The 14,410-nt window shown below is 59.7% G+C and carries 13 protein-coding genes; 6 read left to right on the forward strand and 7 right to left on the reverse strand.

The genetic code is table 11. From position 1 onward, the window contains the following. Positions 1-206 precede the first annotated feature (206 nt). From BJY26_RS06950 to BJY26_RS06975, 6 genes are all read left to right on the forward strand, one after another. Positions 207-911, forward strand: a complete 705-nt coding sequence (locus BJY26_RS06950) for a GntR family transcriptional regulator (protein ID WP_179426851.1) — start codon at positions 207-209, stop codon at positions 909-911. Continuing rightward, positions 904-1,782, forward strand: a complete 879-nt coding sequence (locus BJY26_RS06955; protein WP_179426853.1) for an NAD(P)-dependent oxidoreductase — start codon at positions 904-906, stop codon at positions 1,780-1,782. The genes BJY26_RS06950 and BJY26_RS06955 overlap by 8 nt, the downstream gene beginning before the upstream one ends. 77 nt (positions 1,783-1,859) lie before the next feature. Continuing rightward, the gene (locus BJY26_RS06960; protein ID WP_179426855.1) at positions 1,860-2,939 is read left to right on the forward strand and encodes a mandelate racemase/muconate lactonizing enzyme family protein; all 1,080 of its coding nucleotides are present in this window, start codon (positions 1,860-1,862) and stop codon (positions 2,937-2,939) included. A 4-nt stretch (positions 2,940-2,943) separates the two neighbouring features. Then, positions 2,944-4,353: an aldehyde dehydrogenase family protein gene (locus BJY26_RS06965; RefSeq protein ID WP_244954053.1), complete on the forward strand. Its 1,410-nt coding sequence runs from the start codon at positions 2,944-2,946 to the stop codon at positions 4,351-4,353. Between the two features lie 53 nt (positions 4,354-4,406). Beyond that, positions 4,407-5,792: an MFS transporter gene (locus BJY26_RS06970; protein ID WP_179426859.1), complete on the forward strand. Its 1,386-nt coding sequence runs from the start codon at positions 4,407-4,409 to the stop codon at positions 5,790-5,792. A gap of 472 nt (positions 5,793-6,264) precedes the next feature. Further along, on the forward strand, positions 6,265-7,002 hold the full coding sequence (locus BJY26_RS06975) for an SDR family oxidoreductase (protein WP_179426861.1): 738 nt from the start codon (positions 6,265-6,267) through the stop codon (positions 7,000-7,002). Positions 7,003-7,045: 43 nt separating this feature from the next. On the opposite strand, the gene BJY26_RS06980 is transcribed toward BJY26_RS06975, so the two are convergent. The 7 genes from BJY26_RS06980 to BJY26_RS07010 form a co-directional block, all read right to left on the reverse strand. Then, entirely contained in the window at positions 7,046-8,371 is a 1,326-nt protein-coding gene (locus BJY26_RS06980) for an MFS transporter (RefSeq protein ID WP_218852311.1), read from the reverse strand. Continuing rightward, a complete protein-coding gene (gene hutG, locus BJY26_RS06985) occupies positions 8,368-9,336 on the reverse strand; it encodes a formimidoylglutamase (RefSeq protein WP_179426862.1) in 969 nt (322 codons plus the stop codon). The genes BJY26_RS06980 and hutG overlap by 4 nt, the downstream gene beginning before the upstream one ends. After that, a complete protein-coding gene (locus tag BJY26_RS19380; protein WP_179426863.1) occupies positions 9,333-10,064 on the reverse strand; it encodes an IclR family transcriptional regulator in 732 nt (243 codons plus the stop codon). Before BJY26_RS19380 ends, hutG begins: the two co-directional genes overlap by 4 nt. Positions 10,065-10,543: 479 nt before the next feature. Continuing rightward, positions 10,544-11,704, reverse strand: coding sequence for an NAD(P)/FAD-dependent oxidoreductase (locus BJY26_RS06995; protein ID WP_179426864.1), 1,161 nt, complete (start codon positions 11,702-11,704; stop codon positions 10,544-10,546). Positions 11,705-11,726: 22 nt separating this feature from the next. Then, a complete protein-coding gene (locus BJY26_RS07000; RefSeq protein ID WP_269151199.1) occupies positions 11,727-12,500 on the reverse strand; it encodes an amino acid ABC transporter ATP-binding protein in 774 nt (257 codons plus the stop codon). Continuing rightward, positions 12,497-13,450: an amino acid ABC transporter permease gene (locus tag BJY26_RS07005; RefSeq protein WP_179426865.1), complete on the reverse strand. Its 954-nt coding sequence runs from the start codon at positions 13,448-13,450 to the stop codon at positions 12,497-12,499. The genes BJY26_RS07000 and BJY26_RS07005 overlap by 4 nt, the downstream gene beginning before the upstream one ends. Before the next feature lie 15 nt (positions 13,451-13,465). Beyond that, positions 13,466-14,383: an ABC transporter substrate-binding protein gene (locus tag BJY26_RS07010; protein ID WP_179426866.1), complete on the reverse strand. Its 918-nt coding sequence runs from the start codon at positions 14,381-14,383 to the stop codon at positions 13,466-13,468. Positions 14,384-14,410 lie beyond the last annotated feature (27 nt).

The following is a 14,410-nucleotide window of genomic DNA, read 5'->3' on the forward strand; positions in this document are numbered from 1 at the left end:
GTTCGTGCCGTACTGCGGTGCGCGCGTGGCGTCACCACAGAGATTCTGCGGTTCGGCAATGCACGGGAGCTGGGACGTCTCAATAAGTTCACCAGCCGTTCGCAGCATCGCTGCATTCGAGCTACGAAGGCAGCTTCGGAGAAAATTAGTTCATCCTCTTCACGAGGCAAATGATTACATGTAACATGCAGCATGAAGGAGTTGAAATGACAGAGTCGTTTACACCGGGAGCCGGACCTACCCGTGGAGATGCGCTGGTAGATCAGGCGTTTCGCATTCTGCGCGACGAGATCCTGAGGCATGAGTTACTGCCGGGATCGAGGCTGTCGGTTCCTGAGGTCGCACGTCGGCTCAACATCAGTAGGAGTCCGGCACGTGAGGCGATTACGCGGATCGCGTTTGATGGACTCGCCGACTTTGTCCCGCACAAGGGGGCCATTGTCGCGTCGATCGGGGCCGAAGATCTCGTTCATATTTACCAACTTCGTGAGGTCCTCGAGGGGCTGGCCGGCCGGATCGCGGCCGAGCAAATCGATGACGCCGGGCTGTCGGAACTCGAAAACATCCTCGAAGCCCACACCGTCGCAGTACGGACCGGCGACGTGGAAACGCATATGGAACTCGATGCGCGATTTCACCGAGTCATTCGTGAATCCTCCGATAATTCACGCCTGATCGAATCTTTGAATCGACTCCAGGGGCAAGTCCGTCTGGCCATGGCGACCACTCATCTTCTCGGGGGTGGCATGGAAAAGGCTCTATCGGAACATCGCACCATCATCGATTCGCTGAAGTCGGGTGATCCCGGCGAAGCCGAGAAGGTGTCCAGAAACCATATTGAACGCTTGCGGCACAATCTTGAGACCGCAGCGAGAAGTGAGACGAAAGAAACGGAGAAAATGAATGAGTAAAACCGCAATCATCGGCCTCGGGACGATGGGCGGCCGTGTCGCTGCCAAACTTGCCGCCGCCGGACGCGACGTCGCGGGCTTCGACCTCTCTGAGGAGGCGATGACCGCAGCCGCCGAAGCTGGCGTTAAAACATCAGCGGACAGGGACAGCATCGTGGCCGACGCCGAGTTGATCGTCTTGTCGTTGCCGCGGCCGGCCCACGTCGTTCAGGCAGCAGAATCGGGATTGACTACAGCAAAGCCCGGCAGCTTGGTTGTTGACCTTTCGACAATCGACCCGGGATCCGCGAAGAAGGCCGCAGAGTTGTTGGCGAATCAGTCCGTGAAATATGTCGATGCTCCAGTCCTCGGTCGTCCGGAAGGTTGTGGGAACTGGACGCTTGCCGCTGGAGGAACAACTACCTCGGTCGATATCGCTGCCAAGGAATTGGAAGGCGTGGTTGCGCGGAAGATGGCCCGCGTCGGAGACGTCGGCGCCGGATCGGTAGTCAAGATTCTCAATAACCTCATGTTCGGCGCCATTAATGCCGTGACGGCTGAGGCATTGAACACTTGTCGTTTGGCCGGGGTGGATCCGGAAACATTTACAAATACCGTCGCGGAGTCCGGTGCCGCAACCGTCTCGAATCTATTTCGTGAACTCGGCCCGAAACTCAACAACGACGACTATGAACCGGCGTTCTCTCTGGCGCTGCTGGCTAAAGACAATAAGCTGGCGGTCGACCTCGAACGCGAAGTCGGAGCCGCATCGTTCGTGGCAGCTTGTGTTGACCAAGTCAATGCGCTGACTATCGACCAGGGGCACGCGTCACGCGATACAGGTGTCGTCCAAGAGCTGTACCGCCACGTCTCGCGTGCGGCTACCGCATAATGGCGAGCTCAGACCCGGCGATCGCCGACTGCGTGCGGGTTCGGATCCTTGAGGCACCCATCGACTCGGTAGTGCCAATGTCATTTTCCGCGCTGACGGCACGGCGTGTGTGCGTCGTTGAGGTTGAAGCCGACGGACTAACGGGGATCGGCGAAAGCTGGATCAATTACCCCAATTGGGCTGCCGAAGAACGCGTCGCAACAGTGTTGCAGGGGGCAGCGCCCATCGTCCTAGGGTCGGATGTCAGCGATCCGTCGGTTGTGCAAGAACGGCTCATCGCACAGTTACGAGGACTCGGCCGACAGTGGGGAGCTCCCGGACCGATCTGGCAAGCAATCAGCGGTATCGATCTTGCGTTGTGGGACTTGGCTGCCAAGCGAGCCGGGCTACCTGCCCACGAGCTGCTCGATGGCGATACCAATCGCACGTCTCTCCCGGCCTACGCGTCGGGCGTCGGACCAACCGACGTTCAAGCCCTCTGTGAGCTCGCGATGGAACGAGGGTTGCGTGCGGTAAAAGCCAAGGTCGGCTTCGGCCGTGACGCCGACGAGAACACACTCAAAACCATTCGTAGCGTTTGTGGAATGACAACGCGCATATTCGCCGATGCCAACCAGGCGTGGACCCTTGACGAAGCCATTGAGCTGACACGGTTGATGAGCGACTACGGTGTCGAATGGCTTGAGGAGCCGATCGACGGCAACCGGCTTAACGAGTTGGAAGCCCTGTACGCCGCAACGGGCATGCCTCTCGCCGCGGGAGAGAACAACTACGGCGAGGATCAGTTTGTCGGCCTCGTCAAGTCGCCAGCGATCCACCACATCCAGCCCGACCCGGCGAAAAGCGGCGGACTGACAATGGCGCAAACCGCGGCAACTGCCGCGAGGAATTCAACAAACGTCAGCCCGCATTGGTACGGCGCCGCTATTGGACTTGCAGCAGCGGTGCACCTGGGCGCAGCGAATACCTCGGTCGACTGGATCGAACTCGACGTCAGGAACAACCCGCTGCGGAGTGACCTGCCTGCCCACGGATGGGTGCTGAACGACGGCGCCATCACCGTCCCACAAACTCCCGGCCTCCTCGGAGAACTCAATGCCGACGTGGTCGCGCAATATCAGACGAAAGAAGTAGAGCGGAGAAAAAATGCCGAATAAGCACATGGAATACCCTGCCGCCCGCATCGCTCGCAACGACGTACGTCCCGGCAACGAGCACGCCGTCCTCAACCCCGCAGATGAACACGAACTCGCGCGGACGGCCTGGGCAACGCCGGGCGACGTGGACGCCGCAGTTCGTGTCGCAACCGGAGCGCTCAAAGAATGGTCGGGCACACCCGCTCGCCAACGAGCGGGCGCGTTGCGGAAGATAGCCGCTGAGCTTCGCGCCGACAGTCAACCACTCGGCTCGATGATCGCCGGTGAAAGCGGCAAGAGACTCGCCGAAGGTGTCGGCGAGGTTGAGTTCTCCGCGAGATACTTTGATTGGTTCGCCGAAGCTGCAATCGCGATGGCGGACGGCGAGCAGCGCGTAACTTCGGAACGACGGTTCTTGGTCAATCGTCGTCCGGTGGGCGTAACCGCTGCCCTCTCCACATGGAACTTTCCGCTCTCGATTCCTGCTCGGAAGGTTGCTGCAGCACTTGCGGCCGGCTGCCCGGTAGTCCTGAAAACGTCCGAGGTGACACCGCTTACGAGCTACGAGTTCATCAAGCTGATCGATGGCATACTCCCGGCAGGGGTAGTTGGGTATGTCGTCGGTGACAGCAAGGAACTGAGCAATGCGCTCATCGACAATCCGGACGTGGCGGCGGTGTCTTTCACAGGATCGACAACTGTCGGCAGGCAAGTAGGCATGCGTGCAGCGCAAAGCTTCACCCGAGCCACGCTCGAACTTGGCGGGCGTGCACCGTTCATCGTTCGCGCGGATGCCGACGTCGATGCCGCGGTGTCGACGCTCATGATCGCTAAATTCCGCAACAATGGTGAATCGTGCATCGCTGCCAACAACGTGTTTGTGCATGAAGCGAAGTACCGGCAGGTTGTGGATGAATTCGTTCGACGTGTTCAGTCCATGAAGACCGGTGACCAGTTCGACGAAGGCAGCGACCTTGGGCCAATGATCTCGGCGGAAGCGACAACGCGTCTGCGTAGACTCGTCTCCGCGGCGGAGCAGGAGGGCGAGAAAGTCTGGCGTGGAGCCGACGGCCCGAACCAGACCACCTTCCTGGAGCCGACAGTGGTGGAGGTTCGCTCGGACAACGAGGCGTGGCACCAAGAGATTTTTGGGCCGGTTTGCGCAATCCAACCATACTCCGACGAAGCTTCCCTGATCGACGACATCAACTCGTGGGGCGTCGGTCTTGCCGGATACGTGTGCGGCTCGGATACAACGGGCGCAGCCAAATTGGCGGAGAACCTCAACATCGGAATCGTCGGCATCAACAATGGTGCGCCGAACACTCCCGAAGTGCCGTTCGGCGGCTTCGGGGACAGTGGCGTAGGCCGGGAAGGCGGACTGACCGGCATGTTCGAGTTCACTGAAGAACAGACAGTTTCAGTGGCTCATTAATTCGCGATATCCAAAAGGCTGGGGTCAAAGATGCCCCGAGAGGAATTATTGACATGAGCCAAGTGGTAATTCGTTCGAAGAACGACGTAGTCAATTTCATCAACAATCACCCGCAAGGCAGTGGCCGCGGCAAAATAATCGCCTGGATCGCTCTGGGATCTATATTTATCGACGCTTACGATTTCACAAGTCTGTCAATTGGTCTGGGCTCACTGAAAGCAGAATTCAATCCGAGCTCATTTCAGCTCGGGGCGCTGACCGCATCAATAGCCGTCGGCGCATTAGTTGGAGCGTTGGTGGGCGGTCGGCTCGTCGACCGCCTTGGGCGGTATAAGCTCTTGATCCTTGACCTCATCTTGTTCGTTGCGGCGGCAGTCGCAGCGGGGCTCGCGCCAAATATCGAGCTCTTGCTCGTGTTCCGGTTCCTGTTGGGAATTGGCGTCGGCATCGATATGCCGGCGGCCCTGAGTCTCATCAGCGAATTCAGCCGGACGCGAGATAAAGGAAAATACGTCAATTTTTGGCAACTCATTTGGTACTGTGCGACAGTCATCAGCGCGCTGTTGACATTGCCGATTATTTCCTTGGCCGGTGAAGAACACTTGTGGCGCTGGGCAGTTGGTTTCGGGGCAGTGCCCGCCGCGGTGATTCTCGTTCTCAGGCTGATATACGCGGACGAAAGCCCGACGTGGGCAGCTGCGAGTTTGAGTTTACGAAAATCCGTCGACATTCTTCGCAAGAACTACGACGACGAATTTGTGGTCGAAGATGCGCACTCGGATGGACCGACAAAGCAGGTAAAGGTCACAGCGATCTTCTCCAAGACGTATCGATTGCGAACTCTTGTAGCATCCGTGGTTTCGGGGTTCCAGGCTGTTCAGTATTTCGCGGTCGGATTCTATCTTCCGGTTATTATCGGCATGATTCTCGGGCAGCATATTGTGCAAATCGTGATTGGCACTGCGATCATCAACGTTTTCGGGCTCCTGGGCGGCGGTATCCAGCCCTTCGTCACGTGGCGGTTGGGCCTACGCCGATTGGCGATCATTGGCTGTGCGATCTGTATAGCAGTGCTACTCGCCATCGGTCTTTTGCCGCGCGACGCGTCGCCTTACTTCATCGGTCTTCTACTCGGAATCTTCATCTTTGCGCACTCGTTTGGCCCCGGCGCTCAGGGAAAGTCGATCGCCGCCCTTTCATACCCAACGGAACTGCGCGGGCTCGGCACCGGCTTTGCCGAGGCCATGTCGCGCGTGGGATCGATCATCGGCTTCTTCGTTTTTCCGCTCGTACTGGCTGCGGCAGGCGTGTCCGGCACCATGCTGTGGTTCTGCCTAGTCCCGCTGATCATGCTCGTGACGCTCCTGTTCGTACGGTGGGAGCCCTCGGGTAAGAACGTGGAAGATTATGAGGATACGGCCGTGCGTTCGAACGCTTGACTGCCGGTCTTGGCCCCACTGCGCTCTAGTCGATCGAGAAACCGTGCAATGTGTTGTCGAACGTGTAGTGGCGACTAGCGCGATCTTCGTCACCGCAATGCCGAGGAATACATTGAACATGCTCAATTCCGTAGACGTGTCGATCAACCTCATCTTTGCGCAGGTACAGTTGTGCAAATACAACGACCGTAACTGTCTGTTCGCCTGCTATATCCGTGTATATTCGTGACAGCATCGTCAGTATGTCGTTGCGCTTGGGTACCGTCCGTGTGTACGCAACACTGTTGCGTGAATCATGAAGTAGGCAGTCGTGGTAACACGTGGATCATGGGAGCTATTCGGGAACTCCGAGCCGTCAGTGAGGTTTTCCCGAAGACGCGGGCGGCACGGGGTGGGCGGTGATGGATCACACCTCCCGGTGCGGCGAGCCGTGCTTGAGTAGTCCGATTGAAACCATATTGGTGTGATTTGTATGTCGATAGGTCTTAGCGCTGATCTCGAAGGACAGTACGCCGTCGTGACGGGGGCAACGCGCGGCATCGGTCAGGCGATCACCGAAGTGTTGATCGACAACGGAGCGCATGTGTTGGGGCTTCAGCGCTCGGCGGCCGACTCGACGGACAACTTCACCGCTATTCAGGTCGATATGGGCGACAAAGCGGCAGTCGAACGGACAGCCACGAAGCTCGCCGAGCAATACGAAGTGGAAATCCTCGTCAACAATGCCGGCACCACCCTCCGGTATGGCTTTGAGGAGTTCCCGCTCGACGAATTCGACCAGGTCATGCAGGTCAACTTGTCCAGTGTCGCCGTAATGATGCAAGTACTCGGTCGGCCGATGCTCGAACGCGGACATGGCAAAATCATCAATATTGCCTCAATGCTGTCGTTCTTCGGCGGGTTCAATGCATCCGCATACGCTGCTTCTAAAGGTGCCGTCGCACAGTTGACCAAATCGGTGGCGAACGAATGGGCGGAGCGCGGCGTCAACGTCAACGCGATTGCACCGGGATTCATCGCTACCGAATTGAACACGTCGCTGCGCGAGGACGAGGTTCGCAGCCGACAAATCGTTGAACGCATACCGGCCGGACGGTGGGGACGCCCCGACGACATCGCTTCGACTGCGCTTTTCTTGGCGTCGCGGGCCGCACACTATCTTTCCGGCGCCATTATTCCGGTGGACGGCGGCTATCTCGGCCGGTCGTAGCGGCGGCGTCGTTTGCCATCTGCCTGATTGCCGTTCGGTGCAGTCACGCCAGGTGGTGATCAACGTCGGTGGGTTGTGAGTTCAGCCGGAGGGAGCCCGGTTCGATCCGGCCGACCATGAAGATGTAAACGGCACAGCCGCCGAGCGCAACGGCCGCTGCTGACAGCAGCCCGGGCGTAAATGATCCGGTGGCATCTTTTAAGAACCCGATAGCGGCAGGGCTCACAATGCCTGCCAAGTTCGACACGGCGTTTTGGAATCCCGCAACGGACCCCGTCACTGAGCCTTCACCCTTTGGTGAAATGTCCGCCGGGACGGCAAGAATGCTCGCCGTAGCGAATGACACGCCGAAAAACGAGATCGACAGCAAAGTCAATGCCATCCACGCGTGCGGCGCGACCCCTGCGAGTCCAACGAGTGAACTCAACGCCATTCCGATGACGATGCTGGATTTGCGCGCCGTATTCAACGTGTAGCGTGACGCTGCGAGTTTGTCGGAGAACCATCCTCCGAACCACGAACCGACGAATCCAGCTAGGCCGGGGATAGCCCCGAAAATGCCGAGCTCGAGCAGATCGAACCCGCGTGCATCGACGAGATACGACGGGAACCACGTGATGAAGAAATAGATGACGTAGGCCTGGCAGGCAAATCCCAGTCCGAGTCCCCACACGGTTCGCGATCGAAGCAAGCTCTTCCATGGAATCCGGTTCGCGTCGCCGGGATCGCCCTGATCGTCGTCCTCGCGGATGTGCGCCACTTCCTGCGCATTCACGAGCTTGTGCTGTTCGGGGAACTCTTTGGCAAAGATCATCCAGGCAACTACCCAGAGCATGCCGATCGCTGCCGTGATGAGAAACGATGCACGCCATCCGAGCGCCGCGATGATTGCGGTGACCAATGGAATCGCGACGATTGTGCCGCCGCGGGCTCCCGAGTCGTAGATGCCGCTGGCCAGGCCGCGTTCGCGCGCAGGAAACCAACGCTCGACCATTTTGGTGGCAGCCGGGAACGCGGCGGCCTCACCCACGCCGAGCAAGAGACGGAAGCCGAACAAGGACGCCGTCCCGCGCGCCAGAACTGTCGCCGCCGTGAAGATCGACCACCACATGACGGCGCCGGCGAATGTCACTCGGGCGCCGAGCTTATCGACGAAATGGCCCGCAGGTACCTGGAAAGCGGTGTAGGTCCAAAAGAACGCGCCAAGGATAAGGCCGGTGATTCCGGCGGAGATGTGCAGTTCCTTGTCCATGTACGGAAGCGCGACCGAGAGATTGGCACGATCGATGTAGTTGGTCGCAATCGCGATAAAGGCGAGCGAGACCATCACCCATCGAATTTTGGACGGTCGGGTCTTCTTCGAAGTCACGATGGCTCCTCAATGCGTCGCGTGGCGGTGGTGCCGATTTGGTAGAGCAGTCGCGCAGCGGTTCGCGCTGTGCGAGCGTCGACGTCAAAGCGTGGATTAAGCTCGACGACGTCGGCCAGAGCAAGTTTGGGCGACCGGGCAACGTGTGTGCAGATAGCCTGCACCACGGGCAGAGGTACGCCGAGAGTCGCCGGTGCGCTGACTCCCGGAGCTGCATAGGACGGCAAGACATCTAGGTCGATAGTCAGGTAGAGGTCGTCGACCGAGTCGAGGAATTCATCGACAAAACGGAGGACGGCCGGCAGGTCGCCCAATTGACAGTCTTCGTCGACGAGATGGGGTACGCCAAGCGAGTCTGCTGTGGAAAACAATGCCGACGTGTTGTTGGGCCGACTTATGCCCACAACTGCGTAGCGGAATATGCGCCCGGCCTGATGTTCGGCGTCCGCGATTTGGCGAAATGGCGTCCCTGATGACGCGACTGCTTGCTCGCGAAGATCGAAGTGGGCATCCAAATTCAGGATGCCGAGCCGGCGGTCGTGGCGTCGGGGCCTGGACGTCAGGCCGAGATAGTCGCCGAATGCAGTCTCATGCCCACCGCCCATGACGAGGGGGAGCGAACCGGTCGTGAGGATGTCGCCGACCTCGACGCCAAGTCGCTCTTGCGCCGCTTCCAAATCACTGCCGTCGACTGTGACATCGCCGCGGTCGGCCACGGTGACGTCGTGGTGCAACGCCAATGAGGCCAGGGCCGTGCGTATCGCGGACGGGCCAGCTTCGGCTCCCGGGCGGCCGCCATTGCGTTTGACACCCTCATCGCTGCAAAAGCCGAGAAGCTGGATATCTGCTGTTCGAGCCGTCCCAGGCTGGACAGCGGCGTGCCAACGTTTGTGCTCGGCCGCGGGGCCGTCAATGCGACCGGTCCACTCGAAATCACGGACGAGGGCTCCTTTTGAAAACGTCATGTGGGCTCCAATGCTGAAGTTAGGTCGGCGGCAGTCAGTTGCGCCTGACTGATCAATTCGTCCTGCCGCTGTTCGGCGCGAACGCTCGGCGCCATGATCGTGACGACTCCGGTCAGATTCCCGGATCCGGAGAATACCGGGGCGCTCGCGCCCCACACTCCTTCGTCAAGTTCGCTGTCACTCATGGCATATCGATGAGCGCGCACTTGCTCCAACTGACGGAACAGGGCCTGTTTGCCGGACGACTGGACGTGGAGGGCGGCCAGGATGTCCCGTGCGTCGGCCGGCTGAAGAAACGCGAGAATTGCCAATGCGCTCGCACCGCGTGTCAACGGCTGCGCTCGCCCGGGCGAGTATGAACACCTGAGTATGTGGCGACCCTCGGCCGACTCCACGCAGAGGGCCTCAGTTCCACTCGGAATGAGATAGGCGGCGAGTTCGCCGGAGCTCTCTGCGGCGCGTCGCAGGTGGGTTGTGATGGGACTGTTGGCGAGCGCTTCGCGACGGTAGCTTTCGGCAAACCGCAGCGACTCGGCACCACAACAGAACTGTCCTCGGCGCGGTCCGCGATTCACGAGACCGGCATCGACGAGGGCGTCGAGTTTGCGATATACGGCGCTTTGCGGAATACCGGTGAGTGCGGAGATTTCGCGGACGCTCAAGGATCCGGCGCGGGCGATCGCGAGTTGAATCGCGAGTAGCCGAGGAACTGGAGTTTGAGTTGGCACGATCCGATAGTAGTGAGCCGCGTCACGGTCCGCCTAGCTAAAGTTCCCACGCTGTGGGGATTGAGTGGTCGGTGCCTACCAGTAACCGCCCGAAAAATGTCGTTGTCGGTGCTGCGGTTTAGTCTGATGCCACCTTGAAACGTTGTTCGAATAAATTTTCGAGAAAGATGGTAAAGGCTCTTCCAATCACGACGAAGACTAGCGCTGCGCCGAGTGAAAGGATCGTGACGTGTCCGAGGGGTTTCGAAGCGGCAGCAAAGCCCGCACCGCTGACTTGGTCGGCGTCGCGCAGGCTCGCATTCTCTCGAGCCTGTCCGGGAGCCGTCCATACGGCAGTGAAACAGACGGCCAGCTAGGCCACAACGCTCAGAATTCCGGCGAGGATTCAGCGAAAATTGGACACTGGTGCCTGGGCGGAGGGCAGGGGTTCTCGGCGCAAGCGTTCGTGTGGTACGTCGGAATATTACGAAGGCTGCCTCTTACCGTGTCGCTTCTTGAAACCGGTCGAGTCGGAATTGTTCGAGGGCCGGCGTGCGGGTTCCCGTGGTGAGTTCGTTCGCGATGGTTTCTGCCAGGTAAGCGGCCAGCGTGACGCCGCTGTGGGTGGCGATGGCGAAAACATGGCGGTCGGGGTCGACCCAATCGGCGATGGTGACTCCGTCATTGGGCAGCACACGGTTGCCGAGTTTGACCGTGTCGATGTGCGCCGTTTCAAGTTCCGGCAGTAGGCGGCGTGCGCGGTCGAGGAGTAGGTCGGGCACTTGCCACAACGCCGGGTCGTGGATGTCCCATCGGCTGGCCGTCGAGTGGTCGGTCAGGGTGATTCCGCCATTGACCGCCGGCCGCAGCGACACGTCGCTCGTATGGATGATGTGCTCGAGGCGGGCAGGGGTTGGTGTGGTCGTGCACGTCATGCCGACCGTCGGGTGCTCTTCCGGTGTCCGGCCCGAGGCGGCAATCGAGGTGGTCGTGGGCATGATTGGAAAATCGACGCCGATGGATTCGGCAATGCGTTTGATGCCGTTGCCTGCCGTGAGGGTGGTGACGTCTGTCGATAGCTCGGTTTCAGTACCGTCGCCGGTGGTGGCGATGGCCTGGCCGGTGGATGTCAGGTGGGTGACTGTGTGGAACGGCAGGAATGTCGCCCCGAGACGGATCGCCGCCTCGATGAGACTGGAGCACATCAGCTGCGTGTCGATCCAACCCTCGTCAGGGTAGAAGGCGCCGCCGGCCGGGTTATGCAGCGTCAACGACGGTTCGAGCGAGGCCAGCCGGTCGGGCGTCAGACGTTCGACCGGATAGTCCCAATCGCGTAGCCTGTCGATCTTCGCCTCGAGCACGGCCATGGCCTCGGCGTCGTGGACGATCTGGACATTGCCGGTCTGGTGGAACCAGCTACGGCCGCCGAATTCGCGAGCTTGCCGTGCGTGCGCACGCATCCCGAGCATGTTCAGATCCGCGTATGCTTGCGGTGTTTTGCCGTTCGAATTGACCCAGGCGAAACTTGCGGACGTCGTGCCGTGACCGGCCTCCCCAGCGTCCACGATTGTCACCTCATGTCCGCCGGCGGCCAACTGATAAGCGAGCGAACTGCCGATGACGCCGGCTCCGATCACCACATGCGATTGTCTAGACACCATTGCATCCCTTCAAAAAATTGGTTCAGTGAGATGAGACGGATGAGAAGAACTTCTTGGCCCTCGCCGTCTGCGGATTGTGCAGCAGATCGCGCGGCCTGCCGCGCTCGATGATGTGCCCGGCGTCCATCATGATGACTTCGTCCGCCACATCTTCGGCGAACTTCATCTCGTGCGTGACGATGAGCATCGTCGAGCCTTGCGCGGCCAGGTCGCGCATCACGGCCAGCACTTCGCCGACCAGCTCCGGGTCGAGCGCGCTCGTCGGCTCGTCGAACAAGAGCAGTCGCGGTTCCATTGCCAGCGCCCGTGCGATCGCCACCCGCTGCTGCTGGCCGCCCGAAAGCTCGTTGGGGTAGTGGTCCTTCTTCTCGAACAGTCCCACCGAGTGCAGCACGCGCTCGCCGGTCGCCACCGCTTCGGCCTTCGACTTCTTCCGCACCGTCATGGGCGCGAGCGTGATGTTCTCCAAGGCCGTGAAATTCGGGAAGAGGTTGAAATTCTGGAACACCATCCCGAAATTCACCGCTTGCTTCCGGGCAATGTATTTCGACACCGGTCGTCGATGATTGCCGTGGACTTGTTGACCGATCATCTCGCCTTCGAAGAAGATGCCGCCGCTGTTGATCGACTCCAGCATGTTGATCGTGCGGAGCATCGTGCTCTTCCCGGACCCGGACGGCCCGACGATGCACGTTACGGACCCCGGCCGGACGGCGAGGTTGATGTCCGTGAGCGCTTCGAAGTCGCCGAACTTCTTGCAGACGTCCACGAGCTCGAGCAGATTACCTGTCGTCATTCCATCCTCCCCGACGCCGGTCCGTTTTCCAGCGCCTGCGCTGCAGGCGCCTTCGCCGTGTTCGGCCCGGGACCTCGCCTCGTGGTGAATCCGCGAGCATATCGCCGCTCCAGCATCGACTGGCCGAGCATGGCCAGGCTCGTGAGCACCAGATACCAGATCACCGCCACGGTGAGCAGCGGAATCGTCTCGAAGTTGACCGCGTAGATCGTCTGTACCGTCGTGAGCAGTTCGGTATAGCCGATCACAGACACGAGCGAGGTGCTCTTGAAGATCGTGATCACCTCGTTGGCCAGGGCCGGCGTGATGGTCCGCACCAGTTGCGGGCCGAGCACCTTCACATAGGACGTGAACGGCGCCAGCCCCAGCGCTCGGCACGCTTCGAACTGCCCGGTCGACAGCGATTGGACGCCGCCGCGGAATATTTCTGCCGAATAGGCACCGAGATAGATCGCCAGTCCGATGACTGCGGCGCTGAACCGGGAGATCACCGAATTTGCCGAGATGCTGGCGAATGTCGGCCCGAACGGTATTCCGATCGAGAAGTTCGGCACGAGCGCCCCGAAGAAGAACACCACCAGCAGCATCACCAGCGGCGGCATCGCCCGCATTACCCAGATGTAGAGCACCGCAAGAGTGCGTAAAACCACCAGGTTCGACATTCTGCACCACGCCGTGATGACGCCGAGGACGAGTCCGATGACGGTCGTCAACAGGGTCAGCTCGATCGTGTGCAGCAGGCCTGTCATGACGATCTGGCTGAGCAGGTACGACCCAATGACGTCCCAATGCCAGTTGTCGTTGAAGATGAAGAAGTGAACGAGAACCAGGGCGACGTAAATCGCTAGGACATAGGTGATCCATTCCTTGATGCTGATGTTCGACCGGATCGGCAGGCCCGCCAGCTGCCGAAGTTTCGACGGGTCTTGTTGCTTGACTTCAGATGTCATTTGTCCACCGCCGCGTTAGCTCTCGAGTTTGGGGCCAGTGTTGAGAGGCATCTTCGGCATGGCGAAGCCTTCTTGGCCCCACTTGTCGATGAGCTGCTTGTACTTGCCCGTCTCGACGAGCTTGAGCAGCGCCGCCCGGAGAGCATCACGGAATTTGCTGTTGTCCTTGTTGATGCCGATTCCGTAGGGACCGATCTTTTGCTGGAAGACGATCTTGTACAGATCCGGTGACTTCTTGGCGTTGTAGAGCATTGCCGGTGAATCGCCCCAGAACGCGTCCGCCTGGGAACTCTTCACCGAGAGCAGGGCAGCGCCGGAATCTCCGTAGCCATTGCTCTGCACCTTCTTCTTACCTGCAGCGACGCACGCCTTCGACGCTTTGCTGATCAGGCCCTGCTGAGCCGTACCGCGAACGTAGCCGACCTTCAGACCGCAGAGATCCTTGTTGGGCTTGATCTTGTCGGCCTTGAAGTCACTGGAGGTGAGGATGGCCGTGCCGGTCTGCAGGTAGTCGATGAAGTCGATCTTCTTCTGACGTTCCTTGAAGTCGCCGATCGACGCGACAACGTCGAATCGTTTGGATTCCAGGCCCGGCACCATGGCATCGAACTGACCCTTTTGCAGATTGAGCTTGATGCCCATGACGGTGGCGGCGCTATTGAGCAGATCCGGCACCAGGCCAACGATTTTGCCATTGCTATCCGTGAACTTAACCGGCGCGACGTCCGGATTGATCGACGCCGTGAAGCTGCCGCGTTTCTGGTACTTTTCCGGCACCATCGCCGCGATCTTCTTGTCCTTCGTGACTTCGATCGTCTTGCCGACGTCTTTGGATTTCGTATTGGCTCCCGAGTCGTCCGGGTTCGCGCACGCCGTCATGCTTGCTGCGAGGGCGAGCGCCGTAAAAAGGGTGATGCCTAGTCGGGCTTTCATGTCGTGCTCCCTTGGGTGAATGCGTGA

The sequence above is a fragment of the Spelaeicoccus albus genome (assembly GCF_013409065.1).
Lineage (GTDB): Bacteria > Actinomycetota > Actinomycetes > Actinomycetales > Brevibacteriaceae > Spelaeicoccus > Spelaeicoccus albus.

Bases quoted from the DNA above. Each gene is read 5' to 3' on its own strand.
- BJY26_RS06950 (WP_179426851.1), top strand. From the start codon at position 207: ATGACAGAGTCGTTTACACCGGGAGCCGGACCTACCCGTGGAGATGCG.
- BJY26_RS06955 (WP_179426853.1), top strand. From the start codon at position 904: ATGAGTAAAACCGCAATCATCGGCCTCGGGACGATGGGCGGCCGTGTC.
- BJY26_RS06960 (WP_179426855.1), top strand. From the start codon at position 1,860: ATGTCATTTTCCGCGCTGACGGCACGGCGTGTGTGCGTCGTTGAGGTT.
- BJY26_RS06965 (WP_244954053.1), top strand. From the start codon at position 2,944: ATGGAATACCCTGCCGCCCGCATCGCTCGCAACGACGTACGTCCCGGC.
- BJY26_RS06970 (WP_179426859.1), top strand. From the start codon at position 4,407: ATGAGCCAAGTGGTAATTCGTTCGAAGAACGACGTAGTCAATTTCATC.
- BJY26_RS06975 (WP_179426861.1), top strand. From the start codon at position 6,265: ATGTCGATAGGTCTTAGCGCTGATCTCGAAGGACAGTACGCCGTCGTG.
- hutG (WP_179426862.1), bottom strand. From the start codon at position 9,336: ATGACGTTTTCAAAAGGAGCCCTCGTCCGTGATTTCGAGTGGACCGGT.
- BJY26_RS06995 (WP_179426864.1), bottom strand. From the start codon at position 11,704: ATGGTGTCTAGACAATCGCATGTGGTGATCGGAGCCGGCGTCATCGGC.
- BJY26_RS07000 (WP_269151199.1), bottom strand. From the start codon at position 12,500: ATGACGACAGGTAATCTGCTCGAGCTCGTGGACGTCTGCAAGAAGTTC.
- BJY26_RS07005 (WP_179426865.1), bottom strand. From the start codon at position 13,450: ATGACATCTGAAGTCAAGCAACAAGACCCGTCGAAACTTCGGCAGCTG.
- BJY26_RS07010 (WP_179426866.1), bottom strand. From the start codon at position 14,383: ATGAAAGCCCGACTAGGCATCACCCTTTTTACGGCGCTCGCCCTCGCA.